Origin of the sequence: Corallincola holothuriorum (genome assembly GCF_003336225.1) — a bacterium.
Lineage (GTDB): Bacteria > Pseudomonadota > Gammaproteobacteria > Enterobacterales > Neiellaceae > Corallincola > Corallincola holothuriorum.
In genome coordinates this window covers 157,211-170,031 of record NZ_QPID01000009.1, presented here as the reverse complement: position 1 = coordinate 170,031, position 12,821 = coordinate 157,211, and the positions used below count along the sequence as shown (strand labels likewise).

General features: G+C 49.0%; 12 protein-coding genes. 3 read left to right on the top strand and 9 right to left on the bottom strand.

Annotated elements, in window-relative coordinates:
* Nucleotides 1-6 precede the first annotated feature (6 nt).
* From pilV to murJ, 7 genes are all read right to left on the bottom strand, one after another.
* Complete coding sequence (gene pilV / locus DU002_RS14935; RefSeq protein WP_158538076.1) at nt 7-576, bottom strand: type IV pilus modification protein PilV; 570 nt, start codon at nt 574-576, stop codon at nt 7-9.
* Between the two features lie 255 nt (nt 577-831).
* Nucleotides 832-1,782, bottom strand: coding sequence for a 4-hydroxy-3-methylbut-2-enyl diphosphate reductase (ispH, locus tag DU002_RS14930; RefSeq protein ID WP_114339199.1), 951 nt, complete (start codon nt 1,780-1,782; stop codon nt 832-834).
* Nucleotides 1,779-2,234, bottom strand: a complete 456-nt coding sequence (fkpB, locus tag DU002_RS14925) for an FKBP-type peptidyl-prolyl cis-trans isomerase (RefSeq protein ID WP_114339198.1) — start codon at nt 2,232-2,234, stop codon at nt 1,779-1,781. The genes ispH and fkpB overlap by 4 nt, the downstream gene beginning before the upstream one ends.
* Nucleotides 2,231-2,749, bottom strand: coding sequence for a signal peptidase II (gene lspA / locus DU002_RS14920; protein WP_233496510.1), 519 nt, complete (start codon nt 2,747-2,749; stop codon nt 2,231-2,233). Before lspA ends, fkpB begins: the two co-directional genes overlap by 4 nt.
* Nucleotides 2,736-5,570: an isoleucine--tRNA ligase gene (gene ileS / locus DU002_RS14915; RefSeq protein WP_114339197.1), complete on the bottom strand. Its 2,835-nt coding sequence runs from the start codon at nt 5,568-5,570 to the stop codon at nt 2,736-2,738. The genes lspA and ileS overlap by 14 nt, the downstream gene beginning before the upstream one ends.
* Nucleotides 5,571-5,615: 45 nt before the next feature.
* Nucleotides 5,616-6,563: a bifunctional riboflavin kinase/FAD synthetase gene (ribF, locus tag DU002_RS14910; RefSeq protein WP_114339196.1), complete on the bottom strand. Its 948-nt coding sequence runs from the start codon at nt 6,561-6,563 to the stop codon at nt 5,616-5,618.
* Between the two features lie 60 nt (nt 6,564-6,623).
* Complete coding sequence (gene murJ / locus DU002_RS14905) at nt 6,624-8,186, bottom strand: murein biosynthesis integral membrane protein MurJ (RefSeq protein ID WP_114339195.1); 1,563 nt, start codon at nt 8,184-8,186, stop codon at nt 6,624-6,626.
* A gap of 202 nt (nt 8,187-8,388) precedes the next feature.
* On the opposite strand from murJ, the gene rpsT reads away from it, so the two are divergent.
* The gene (gene rpsT / locus DU002_RS14900) at nt 8,389-8,649 is read left to right on the top strand and encodes a 30S ribosomal protein S20 (protein WP_114339194.1); all 261 of its coding nucleotides are present in this window, start codon (nt 8,389-8,391) and stop codon (nt 8,647-8,649) included.
* A 236-nt stretch (nt 8,650-8,885) separates the two neighbouring features.
* On the opposite strand, the gene DU002_RS14895 is transcribed toward rpsT, so the two are convergent.
* Nucleotides 8,886-9,203 (bottom strand): ArsR/SmtB family transcription factor, encoded by a 318-nt coding sequence (locus DU002_RS14895; RefSeq protein ID WP_114339193.1) that lies wholly within the window; start codon nt 9,201-9,203, stop codon nt 8,886-8,888.
* 221 nt (nt 9,204-9,424) lie between these two features.
* Between DU002_RS14895 and DU002_RS14890 the strand changes: the two genes are divergently transcribed.
* Both DU002_RS14890 and DU002_RS14885 read left to right on the top strand, forming a co-directional pair.
* Nucleotides 9,425-10,219 (top strand): UDP-2,3-diacylglucosamine diphosphatase, encoded by a 795-nt coding sequence (locus DU002_RS14890; protein WP_114339192.1) that lies wholly within the window; start codon nt 9,425-9,427, stop codon nt 10,217-10,219.
* A gap of 110 nt (nt 10,220-10,329) precedes the next feature.
* Entirely contained in the window at nt 10,330-12,090 is a 1,761-nt protein-coding gene (locus DU002_RS14885; RefSeq protein ID WP_114339191.1) for a lysophospholipid acyltransferase family protein, read from the top strand.
* Nucleotides 12,091-12,146: 56 nt separating this feature from the next.
* On the opposite strand, the gene DU002_RS14880 is transcribed toward DU002_RS14885, so the two are convergent.
* Nucleotides 12,147-12,815: a response regulator gene (locus DU002_RS14880; RefSeq protein ID WP_114339190.1), complete on the bottom strand. Its 669-nt coding sequence runs from the start codon at nt 12,813-12,815 to the stop codon at nt 12,147-12,149.
* Between the last annotated feature and the right edge of the window lie 6 nt (nt 12,816-12,821).

Sequence of the window (12,821 nt, the reverse complement as noted above, 5' to 3'; positions counted from 1 at the left end):
TTCCAATCATCGGCTGATAAAGGTTTCCACAATTAGCTGACGCCGAAAGGCATCGGCAGTACCGCATGCTTTTGCAAAACTGGATTTATTACTAGCTGCGTCTGATAATTCGGCCAAACCATGCCAAGCAATGACAACCGTTACAGTTCCATTAGACTGGGCAATACATCCTTTTGCCTGCGTTAAACCGCCAATGTTGACAGTTCCCTCTGTGACAGATGCACCGTCAAGCATTAGCTCCCACTGATAGAGGTCGTAATCTGCAGTTTCTGCGTCAGAACAAGAGGCGGCAAACCCGGCACAATCCCTTGGCACAGCCAATGTGCCGCCCCCAAAGACTCCATCATAACTACCTAATAAAGCTTGTGAAGGATTGGTTCGCATCCGTTCAAGTACATCGTTAGCCAATACTGTTGCCAGCGTACGTTGAGAAGATTCAAAAACCCCACGCTTCGCCACTGATTGCAGCATGCCAACCCCTAGAATACCAACTACTAACACCAATATTGCGATGAGCAATTCAAGCATGCTAAAGCCTGAAGCTCTTCGCTTGGAGTAATGCATCCGTTTATTCATAATCCTAATATTCACTGCCTTGTCGCCATACCTTGCAACGAAATGTAAAACTGACCCCATCAGTTTAACGCAAAAGTGTCAGCTTTTTTTACACGCTGTCACAAATCTTCAATGTATATGAGGTTTTTTTATTCAATTATTTACTAAAAAAACACAAAGCAAGATCGATTGACTATACCCCCGATAAACAAATGCCTTCAATAAATGAAGGCATTTGCGTGATCTACGTCCAGTATTTCTTTACTAAACAAATGATTAATCCGTAACGGTGTCAATCCTAAGTTCAGGAGGCACAGAAAAGGTAATGGTTTCTTCCCGCCCAGGGTTCTCTTCCACTTGCTCGCCACCCCAGGATTGCAGCTTTTCGATCACTTGTTTCACTAGCACTTCAGGGGCCGACGCTCCGGCTGTCACGCCAACACACACGACATCATCGGTCAGCCACGACTGCTGAATATTCTCTGCCGTATCGATCAGATAAGCAGGGGTATCATGCTTTTCAGCCAACTCGCGCAGACGATTGGAATTTGAGCTGTTCTTCGCGCCAACCACCAGCATTAACTGACATTTGGCTGCCAGATCACGCACTGCATCTTGACGGTTCTGGGTCGCATAACAGATATCGTCTTTCCGTGGCCCTTCAATATTCGGGAAGCGCACACGTAAAGCATCTATCACCTCGGCGGTATCATCGACGCTCAATGTAGTTTGGGTGACGTAGCACAGATGAGTTTCATTTTTCACAGGCAAGGAGGCTACGTCAGCAGGCGACTCTACTAAATGGATCGCACCATCAGCATTACTGTACTGCCCCATGGTGCCTTCCACTTCCGGATGTCCTGCATGACCAATCAGCACGCACTCATGGCCTTTACGGCTAGCGCGGGTGACTTCCATATGCACTTTAGTCACCAGCGGACAGGTGGCATCAAATATCTTCAGGCCACGTGATTTAGCTTCCTGCCGCACCGCCTGACTTACTCCATGGGCACTAAAGATGACAATACTGTCATCGGGGATTTCAGACAGTTCTTCGACAAAAACAGCACCGCGATCGCGCAAGCCATCAACTACATATCGGTTATGCACCACTTCATGGCGCACATATATAGGCGGCTGAAAGATATCTAAAGCACGCTCAACAATGCTGATGGCGCGATCAACACCAGCGCAAAAACCGCGGGGATTGGCGAGTAAGATCTTCATGATTTAGCCTCTGGCTGAGCCACAGTAATAACTTCGACATCAAAGGTAATCGTTTGACCAGCCAATGGGTGATTAAAGTCCACGGTGATCGACTCACCCGCCACGGCGCGAATAATGCCGGGAAGTTCAGCTCCGTTCGGCTGTGAGAAAGTCATTATCGCTCCCTCTTCTGGCGCCAAATCTGCGGGAAATTTACTGCGTTCAACATGATGTATCAGATCGGGGTTTGACAAGCCAAAAGCATCTTCCGGCTTAAGCTCAAACGCTTTTTGTTCGCCAGCACTCATACCAAGCAGACATTGCTCAAATGCAGGCGTTAGCGAGCCATCGCCCATCACCAGCTTGGCTGGTTGCTGGTTCAACTTGGTTGTTTCTGCAACCGAGCCATCGGCCAGTTTTAAGGTAAAATGCATCACTACTTCAGAATGTGGATCAATCACAGCCTTACTCATGACTTGCCTTTTGCTTCTTCATGTCTTGATTCACCTTTCAGCGCATCCAGGATCAACAATACAGCACCGATGCAGATGGCACTGTCGGCAATATTAAATGCAGGCCAATGCCAGTTGCCGATATAGAAATCGATAAAATCGATAACATAGCCGAGATACACCCGATCGATCAGGTTACCTATCGCACCACCCAGCACCAGTGAAAAGCTCACGCTTTGCAGCAGCATGTGACGGGAAATACCTTTGAGCCAATAGAGCAGTACTCCACTGATGGCAAAAGCGATAAATGCAAAAAACCAACGTTGCCAACCTCCCGCATCACTTAAAAAGCTAAACGCAGCACCTTCGTTATGAACATAAGTCCACTGTAGATAGGGAATAAACTCTACTGTTTCGCGATAAGTAAAGGTGTTGGCCACCCACAATTTAGTGGCCTGATCGGCGATCACGATGACAAGCGCCAGCCAGAGCCAGCGCAAACCAGTTTCCTGCCATGCTAACTTAGGCGAATTCACGAACTTCCCCTTCTCCAGTCACGTTGGTGATACAACGAGAGCAGATAGTCGGATGCTCAACGCTCTCTCCGACATCCTCACGGTGATGCCAGCAACGCTCACATTTCTCTCCGGCAGAACGGGCAACACCCACTTTCAGGCCTTCAACCTCACAATCGACGGCATCCGCCGGAGCGTCAGCCAATGGCATGACCGCAGCCTTTGAGGTCAACAACACAAAGCGCAACTCATCGCCAAGCTTGTCTAGTTCTCCCGCCAATGCTTCGTTGGCGTACAAAGTCACTTCAGCTTGCAGAGCGCCACCGATAGTCTCTTCGCGGCGTGCAGCTTCCAGCGCCTTGTTGACGTCATTACGGATCTCGATGATCTGTTGCCAGAAAGTATTATCCATCGCGATCCCTGAAGCAGGTAAACTCGCTAAATCATCGAACCAGGTATCAGTGAAAACAAACTCACCGCGCTCGCCTGGCAACAATGCCCAGATCTCATCAGCGGTAAAACTCATGATCGGAGCCATCCACCGCACCAAGCCTTCAGCGATCAAGTAGAGTGCTGTTTGACAGGAGCGACGAGCAACGCTGTCTGCTTTCGCGGTATATTGACGATCTTTAATCACATCCAGATAGAGGCTACCCAACTCGATTGAGCAGAAATGCATCAGCTTCTGTACCACTAGGTGGAACTGATAGCTGTCATAAGCTTCCAGGATCTCGGCTTGCAGATCAGCAGCTCGCCCCACGACCCAGCGGTCGAGCGCCACCATATCTTCTAAAGCGACCTGATCTTTCTTCGGATCAAAGCCATTTAGATTAGATAGCAAGAAGCGGGCGGTATTACGGATACGACGATAAGAATCAGCGGAACGCATCAGGATCTCATCGGAAACCGTCATCTCAGCAGAATAGTTAGCAGAGGCGACCCACAAGCGCAGAATATCCGCTCCCAGCTTGTTCACCACTTTTTGTGGCGACATCACGTTACCGAGAGACTTAGACATTTTGCGTCCCTGACCATCAACGGTAAACCCGTGCGTCAGCACTTGACGATAAGGCGCATGCCCTTTCATCGCTACAGAGGTCTTCAGTGACGACTGAAACCAACCGCGATGTTGATCTGAGCCTTCCAGATACAGATCGGCAGGCCCGCCTAAATAATCACGGTCATCGACGACTGCCGCATGGGTTACACCAGAGTCAAACCAAACGTCTAACGTGTCAGTCACTTTGCGATACTGTTCTGCACCCTCTTCACCGAGTAGTTCAGCAGGATCTAAATCGAACCAGGCTTGGATCCCCTCTTTCTCGACACGTTCAGCCACTTCGCCCATCAAACGAATAGCGTCTGGGTGCAGCTCGTTAGTGTCTTTATCAACAAACAGGGCAATTGGCACCCCCCAGGTACGCTGGCGTGAGATACACCAGTCAGGGCTGCCCTCAACCATTCCTTCGATACGACTCTGGCCCCAATCTGGTAACCATTCCGTCTTCTTGATCTCATTCAAGGCGGCGGCACGCAAACCCGCCTGCTCCATGCTGATAAACCACTGTGGTGTAGCACGGAAGATAATCGGTGTTTTGTGACGCCAGCAGTGTGGATAACTGTGCTCATACGCATGGTGATGCAACAGCGCATTACGTTCACTCAGCACATCAACCACATCGGCGTTAGCTTTAAACACATGCTTGCCAGCAAAAAATTCTGTATCAGGTAGGAACACGCCATTACCGCCCACCGGATTAACCACCTCGAGGTCATACTTTTTACCGACCACGAAGTCATCCTGACCGTGCCCTGGCGCGGTATGCACGCAGCCAGTACCGGAATCAGTAGTCACATGATCGCCAAGGATCAGCGGCACTTGACGATCATTGAAAGGGTGTTGTAACGACAACAATTCCAGATCGGCCCCTTTGGCATAACCCAAAGCATGAAAATGTTGGATGCCATAGCGATCCATGGCTGACTGCAACAGGTCATGGGCGAGGATTAACCGCTCTTTACCCTGCTCACCTTCAATCTGCACCAGGACATATTCAAGATCAGGATGCACAGCTACCGCTTGGTTAGCCGGCAAAGTCCATGGGGTGGTCGTCCAGATAACAGCTGAGATGGTACCTTCACCCACATGACCTTCAGGGTGATCAAATTTTGCTTCCACTGCCGCAGTATCAATCACAGCAAACTTCACATCGATGGCAGGCGACTGCTTATCTTTGTATTCCACTTCCGCTTCAGCCAGTGCTGAGCCACAGTCTGTACACCAGTGCACAGGCTTCGAGCCTTGCTGCAGATGACCGTTCTCGATGATCTTACTCAACGACCGAATGATATTGGCTTCAAAGCGGAAATCCATGGTCAAGTAGGGGTTCTGCCATTCGCCCAAAACGCCTAGGCGGATAAAGTCTTCACGCTGACCATCCACCTGCTTTTTGGCGTATTCACGGCATTTTTGACGAAACTCAGCGGCGCTCACTTTTACGCCCGGCTTACCGACCTTTTTCTCTACCTGCAGCTCAATAGGCAAACCGTGACAATCCCACCCCGGTACGTATGGCGCATCAAAGCCGGACAGAGTTTTCGACTTCACAATAATATCTTTGAGGATCTTATTAACTGAGTGACCAATATGAATATCGCCGTTGGCATATGGAGGGCCATCATGAAGAATAAACTTCTTGTGGCCAGCACGGGCTTCGCGGATCGCTTGATATAAGCCTTTTTGCTGCCATTGCTGCAAAGTTTTTGGCTCACGCTGTGCCAGGTTACCCCGCATCGGAAAAGCCGTTTCAGGCAAATTCAGTGTCGCTTTATAGTCAGTCATCTAAGTTCCGATCCCTCATGCAAGAGGCTTTCTGTGTTCGCAGTATTAAATCCGAGTGCCCAAACCATCGGCAAAACAAGCTTTGGCCTGTTTGACATCTAACTTGATTTGAGCTGTTAACTGTTCAAATGCTTCAAATTTTATTTCATCGCGCAACTTGCTTAGAAGTTGCACTTCAATCCTTTGGCCGTAAAGATCACCTGCATAATCAAACAGGTGCACCTCTAGCCGAGCCTGCTGTCCATTCATTGTTGGACGATAGCCAATATTAGCGACACCATCGCAATCAGGCTCTCCATTAAACAACCTAACCTTGACGGCAAATACGCCAGAAAGCGCAGCTTTATGCCGCTTCAAAGCCAGATTGGCTGTAGGAAAACCGAGTAAGCGGCCTTTCTTGTCACCATGACTGACACGGCCACTGATACTGTAGGGGCGGCCAAGCATGGTAGCTGCTTTATCCAATTGGCCATCGGCTAACGCCTGACGGATCAATGTGCTGCTTATTCGCTGTTGCTGCAAACGAAAGCTTTGTGTGCTTTCCACGCCAAAGCCGTAACGCTGTCCGGCCTCAACCAGCATTTTAAAATCACCGCGGCGTGCTTTGCCGAAACAAAAGTCATCCCCCACAACCAAATGCCTTACCCCCAGCTTTTCGACCAGTAGTTCACGTACAAATTGCTCTGGTTCCATACTCGCCAAACGACGAGAAAAGGTAATGCAGAGAATACGTGCCACAGCCAATTCGCTGAGCTGAACCACTTTCTCAGTCAGGCTGCACAAGCGAGGCGGTGCCAGATCTGGTTGAAACAGTTCCTGAGGTTGCGGTTCAAAGGTCATCACGGTCACAGGTAGCGACAACTCTCTTCCCTTATCCGCAAGGGACTGAATAACTGCCTGATGCCCTAAGTGCACACCGTCGAAGTTACCGATAGTTAGTACACAGCCATGATGCTGCGGCAATATATTATGCGCACCGCGGATCAGCTCCATTACTGCCCTAACCTTCTAACGACCCAAACCGCGGGATTATATACCACTCTTCCCATAGGATCAGCTTCCATGGGCAGCCAAGTGCCGAGGACGTATACCAAGCAACAGTAAAGCCAAGAGATAAACCACACCACCGCCAACGATAAGACCCGCTAGAGTCATCACTCGAGCCCCAAAATCCATCGCTATCCATTCCGCTTCAACCGGTTTCATCCAGTTAATCAGTACTGCCATCAACACCGCGGAGAGAATCATTTTGCTAAGAATGATTAGTGTTGCTGGTTGTAATTGAAAAACATCCAGCTGTTTCAGGCCGCGATAGAGTAACCCGGCATTCAACGTTGCCGAAAGACTGGTGGCGATAGCCAGACCAACATAACCAAATGGGATGGCAAAAATCAGATTAAAGAGCATGTTGCTAGCCATAGCGATGATGCCGTAACGTACCGGAGTTTTAGTATCCTGGCGGGCGTAGTAACCCGGAGCCAACACTTTCACGAGCATAAAGCTGACTAAACCGCTGCCATAGGCGATTAAGCTGTAACTGGCCATACGGCTGTCATTGACATCAAAAGCCCCGTGCATAAACAGCACCATAAGCATCGGTTGTGCCAGCACGATTAAACCAAAAGCGGCAGGAAAGCCGAGGCAGCACACCGTCCGCACGCCCCAATCAACGGTTGCCGCAAATGCCTCTTTGCCGGCAGAGACATGGCGCGAAGAGAGGTGCGGCAAGATAACCGTGGCGATAGCAATACCAAATAAACCCAATGGGAACTCAAGCAAACGGTCCGAGTAGTAGAGCCAACTGATCGAGCCGGTCATCAGAAATGACGCGATCAAGGTATCAAATAGCAGATTAATTTGGCTGACAGAAACACCGAACAGCGCCGGGATCATCAGAGTTCGGATCTTTACCACCCCAGGCGTATTCCATCCCCATGAAGGCCGAACCAACATTTTGGCTCTAATCAGAAACGGGATCTGAAAAGCAAACTGCACCATACCGCCGAAAAATACACCCCAAGCCAATCCCATTTCGGGTTGCTCTAACGAAGGAGACACCCAAAGTGCAAAACTGATAATAACGACGTTAAGAAACACTGGCGTAAATGCCGCCACGGCAAACTTACCCAAACTATTGAGCACCGCGCCCGACAACGCAGTAAAGGTAATAAACCAGAGATAGGGAAAAGTGATCTGCAGCAGCAGCGAAGCTCGCTCAAACTTCCCCGCGTTGGGGCCATCATTTACCCAGTCGAGAAACCAGCCGGTACCAAAGATCGCGGTCACCACTGGCGCACCAATCACACCGCACAAGGTTACTATGGTTACCAATACACCGAGCGTACCAGACACTTTAGCAACCAAGGCTTGCACATCACTGAGCTCCCCCTTCTCTTTGGTCTCAGTGAATACAGGCACAAAAGCTTGAGCAAACGCGCCTTCAGCAAATAGACGGCGAAGAAAATTGGGGATCTTATTGGCAAAGAAAAATACATCCGCCTCAGCCTTTGCCCCCAGCAGATTTGCAATCACAACATCACGTACCAAGCCAAGCACACGGCTGACTAATGTCATTGCACTAACGATGGCGCCAGAACGCAGCAAACTCTTACCCACGAACACTCCCTGAACGAAACTAGAACTTCAGCTACCCAGCGGCAAAGATTGCTGATAGAATTCCGCGCCATCTTAGCGCTGCTTTGCAAAGGAAACCAATACTGATTTCCTCAGCAAAAAGTGTTGATTGACTTTTGGTCGAAAAAGGAATACCCTCCTCGGCCTTTTGATAAACCCTCTGAACAAGTTTTAGGAGTCAACTTTGGCTAACATCAAGTCAGCTAAAAAGCGCGCAGTGCAGTCGGAGAAGAACCGTAAGCACAATGCTAGCCGTCGTTCAATGCTTCGTACTTACCTGAAGAAGGTAATTGTTGCAATTGAAGCTGGTGACAAAGCAGCTGCTCAAACAGCATTCGTAAGCGCACAACCTATTCTGGACCGTGCAGCAGCTAAAGGCCTGGTACATAAGAATAAAGCAGCCCGTCACAAGGCTCGCCTGAATTCTAAAATCCAAGCGCTGTAAGCGAAAAGAATTCGTCATTAAAAAAACCGGCCTCGGCCGGTTTTTTTATATCTGCAGATCCCTACCTTGTACATTACCACTTAACTCAACTTGCCACCTCAAACCGCCGTGGCCAGATCTGGCAAATTGGTGTCTCGATGAGCTGATCACAAAATTCAGGCATTAAAAAATCGGCCTTAGCCGATTTTTTTTAACAGGATGCGTATGCTCTCCTGCTGGCACACTAAGCAGCTTATTTAGGCTGCAGCAGCCTCTACAGGCTGTTCACAGTACATGCTATGCAACAGTGAAATCATCTGGCCAACTTCTATACTTGCCAGAGAATAATAGACTGTCTGTGCTTCTTTGCGCGTCTTCACCAAACCATCCCGGCGAAGCCATGCCAAGTGCTGCGATAACGCAGACTGACTCAAGTCTACTAATCTTGCGAGCTCTCCAACTGATAATTCACCATCATGTAGATGACACAGTATGTAGAGGCGCCGTTCATTTGCCATTGCCTTCAGCAGCTTCACCGCGGGTGCCGAATTGGTTCTTATTTGATCCAGGTTCATCTCCCTTCCCAGTACCTTATTTGCCGAAAAAGTGACACTATTCTATCAAGGAATCGTCAAAAAAACAGGAAAAAGCGTCATTTTTTTGTCGCATCGGTCACGTTAGCATCAAGTAAATCAAAATATCAGCGTCTAGTCATTTAACCGTCACCTCAATGTCACTACTTTTTCACATCCACTTTCTATCTTTCGATCAGCTTCCGAAAGAGAGGAAAAGTGACATGACAACACGAACGGTGCTCCATCACTACAGGGCGATTTGGTTATCAGATATTCATCTGGGTAGTCGAGATTGCCAGGCCAGTTACCTGCTCTCTTTTCTTCGTAGCATGAAAACTGACACACTATTTTTAGTCGGTGATGTCATTGATTTGTGGGCACTTAAAAAAAGGAGCTACTGGCCGGAGTCTCACCAAGCAGTACTCCATGAACTCGCCAAGCTAGCAAAAAATGGTACCCGAGTGATCTACATACCCGGGAATCATGATGAAGACCTAAGAGCCTTCACTCAGCTTCCCTTACTAGGTTTAGAGCTACACCTGCAATATGACTACACGACTCATCAGGGCAAAAAATTGTTACTGGTACATGGTGACCAATTTGACGCAGCGGTGAAATGTGGCCCTTTAACCACTTGGTTTGGTGATCGGGCCTATGACTTTTTGTTATGGCTAAATCGTAAAACTAATCAACAGCGCCGGAATTTTGGCTTTAGCTACTTTTCCCTCGCCAGTTATCTAAAACAGAAAAGTCGTAAAGCTGCACAAGCCATTGCGCGATTTGAGCAAGCAGCTATCCACGAAGCTAAGCGCCGCGGCTATGATGGCATTGTCTGCGGTCACATCCATGTGCCCCGTTTGCGCCATGAAGATGGCATCATCTATATGAATGATGGTGACTGGGTTGAAAGCTGCACAGCTTTAGTGGAGCAGCGCAATGGCGATCTTGAGCTATTACATTGGAGTGACCAGACACAGCAATTGGCTGAACTACCCATAAATCATCAAGCAGCTTAGTCTGTCGCCATGAGTCGCCAACACTGACATATTACTGCAAGAAAAACGCATCATTTCCGTCATCAACAGCAATTAACTTGTGAGCAGGAGATACCAACGGAAATAACGCTATGTTGTCAGTCGAAAAGCTGATCAATGAACACTACCCGAAACTGCAAGATAAACCCTGGCTGCATAAACCGGTCAAGGCGATGCTGCGCACTCTACTCAACGAACAAGAGTTCATCCGTTTCTCCGATGACTATCCGCATCTGCGAGGATTGGCGCTAATTGAGCAGATATTTGAACACTTTAACTTCACTTACACGGTCAAAGAGAATGAGCGGATCCGTATCCCCTCTTCCGGCCGAGTCGTTATCATTGCTAACCATCCCATTGGCTCTCTTGATGGTTTGGCATTGCTCCACTTAGTGAGCACCATACGTCAGGACGTAAAAGCGGTCGCTAACGAACTACTTTATAGTCTAGAGCCGCTTAGGGATCTGCTATTACCTGTTAACGCTATGGGTGGGGGCAGTAAACAAGCCCAACTGCGTTCAATCAGTGAATACCTCGACAACGAGGGCGCCATAATTATCTTCCCGGCGGGGGAAGTATCGCGGCTTAGGCCACAAGGGGTCAGAGACACACGTTGGCAAGGCGGTTTCTTGCGGATCGCCAGCCAAACTCAGTCACCCGTCGTTCCTGTGTTTATCAAAGGCAGAAACTCCGCGCTATTTTATGGCACCTCAATGCTATACAAGCCGCTTTCGACCCTATTGTTAGCAAAAGAGATGTTTCGCCAATCCAGTGGCTCTTTGTCATTAGTTATCGGAGATCCTATCCCTTTCGATGCGTACAAGGGTGATCAACTTGCTCGCCGGGCGAAGGTAAAACTGTTTAAACGTCATCTTTACCGCATCGGTAAGAACCAAAGCCCGCTATTTCGCACTGAAACAGCCATTGGTCACCCTGAGAATAGGAGCTACCTGCAGCAAGCCTTAAAAGCCTGTGAACTCTTGGGAGCCACACCTGACGGCAAGCAGATCTTACTTTACAAGGCTGGGGTTAATTCGACCATCATGCGGGAGCTAGGACGGTTAAGAGAAATCGCCTTTCGCGCTGTCGGTGAAGGAACAGGTCGCAAGCGGGATCTGGATAAATATGACAACTACTATGAGCACCTATTACTTTGGGATCCTAATGATCTAGAGATCGCCGGTGCCTACCGCCTTGCACCGACGGCAAAAATCGTTGCTGAACAAGGTATCAAGGGGTTGTATACCAGTTCGCTGTTCAGCTTTGACAAAGAGATGAGCCCCTATCTCGCCAAAGGGTTGGAGTTAGGCCGTAGCTTTGTCCAGCCTCGCTACTGGGGCAGACGTTCTTTGGACTATCTATGGCACGGCATTGGCGCATATATCAGCCGCTATCCCGAATGCCGTTATCTGTTTGGCCCTGTCTCTATCAGCAAAGAGATGCCAACCGCAGCACGGGATCTGATGATCCAGTTTTACCTGCAATACTTCGGCTCAGCATCGCAAATAGCAAGATCCCACCATCCCTATCGCGTTGCCGAAAATAGTCAGCTAGGAGTGACATTTTCCGGTGAAAACTACATCGAAGAGTTTGCTCTACTCAAAAACATGCTAGCGAACATGGGGTGCAGCGTACCGACCCTCTATAAACAGTACAGCGAAGTATGCGAGCCGGGTGGCGTGCGGTTCCTAGACTTTGGTATCGATCCTGAGTTCGCCGCCTGCATTGATGGCCTGGTGTTGGTAGATACCCATCTATTGAAAGAGAAGCGGCGTCAACGCTATATGCCAGATGCAGCGTTGGCCGAGCCAGCAACGCCTAACTCACCCAAAACGGCATTACCGATGCAATAGCGCATTAAAAAAGGCTCCAACCATGGAGCCTTTTAGCAAGCGGCTTGTGCAACAAACTAATCGGCGATCACCTCAAACATAGGTTGGTCATCCAGTAAGGCAACAACCTCTGCGATACGCTGGATCGTATTGCTGTTCAGACGAATGCCTTGATTAAGCATGATCTTCCCTTCTTTGGTTGTCACAGGCGCAGCCAATACCATGCCCTCTTCGAGGTGCTCCAGAGTAACCTTTTGTGGCTGCCCAACAGGTAGCTCATCGGCCTCTAGCGGCTCAACCACATCGGTACGGATCACCTCGTAACCTATCCTTGGGCGAGCCTTAAATTCGGCATTAATCGCTTCTGAGATCTTGTGAACCAGCTGCTCAGGTTTTGCCGGTTTAGCAACTATGCCATTCACATCCAGCGCGATAGCCGTGCCCAATACACTCGCCTCGGTATGGCTGGTCACCACTAACACCGGTGTTGCACTGGACAAGCCGGTCTGGTTACAACGGATACGTTTGACCAACTCAAGGCCATTCATACCGTCCATCTCAATATCAACCAATACCAGATCGATATTGCCCGCTTCCAGCATCGCCAGCGCTATCTCTGCACTTTGCGCAGTTTCAACATGGTGCAGCCCCAGCTGATTTAACACCCCAGCCATCATGTGAAGAATAATCGGTTGATCATCAACCGCTAATACTCTCAGTTCACTTAACGTCTTGTTTAAGCTCATGACAAC

What these genes read in the sequence shown, in the direction of transcription:
- ileS (WP_114339197.1), bottom strand. Translation starts at nt 5,570, where the DNA reads ATGACTGACTATAAAGCGACACTGAATTTGCCTGAAACGGCTTTTCCG.
- DU002_RS14885 (WP_114339191.1), top strand. Translation starts at nt 10,330, where the DNA reads ATGTTGTCAGTCGAAAAGCTGATCAATGAACACTACCCGAAACTGCAA.
- DU002_RS14880 (WP_114339190.1), bottom strand. Translation starts at nt 12,815, where the DNA reads ATGAGCTTAAACAAGACGTTAAGTGAACTGAGAGTATTAGCGGTTGAT.
- DU002_RS14890 (WP_114339192.1), top strand. Translation starts at nt 9,425, where the DNA reads ATGACAACACGAACGGTGCTCCATCACTACAGGGCGATTTGGTTATCA.
- fkpB (WP_114339198.1), bottom strand. Translation starts at nt 2,234, where the DNA reads ATGAGTAAGGCTGTGATTGATCCACATTCTGAAGTAGTGATGCATTTT.
- ispH (WP_114339199.1), bottom strand. Translation starts at nt 1,782, where the DNA reads ATGAAGATCTTACTCGCCAATCCCCGCGGTTTTTGCGCTGGTGTTGAT.
- DU002_RS14895 (WP_114339193.1), bottom strand. Translation starts at nt 9,203, where the DNA reads ATGAACCTGGATCAAATAAGAACCAATTCGGCACCCGCGGTGAAGCTG.
- pilV (WP_158538076.1), bottom strand. Translation starts at nt 576, where the DNA reads ATGAATAAACGGATGCATTACTCCAAGCGAAGAGCTTCAGGCTTTAGC.
- ribF (WP_114339196.1), bottom strand. Translation starts at nt 6,563, where the DNA reads ATGGAGCTGATCCGCGGTGCGCATAATATATTGCCGCAGCATCATGGC.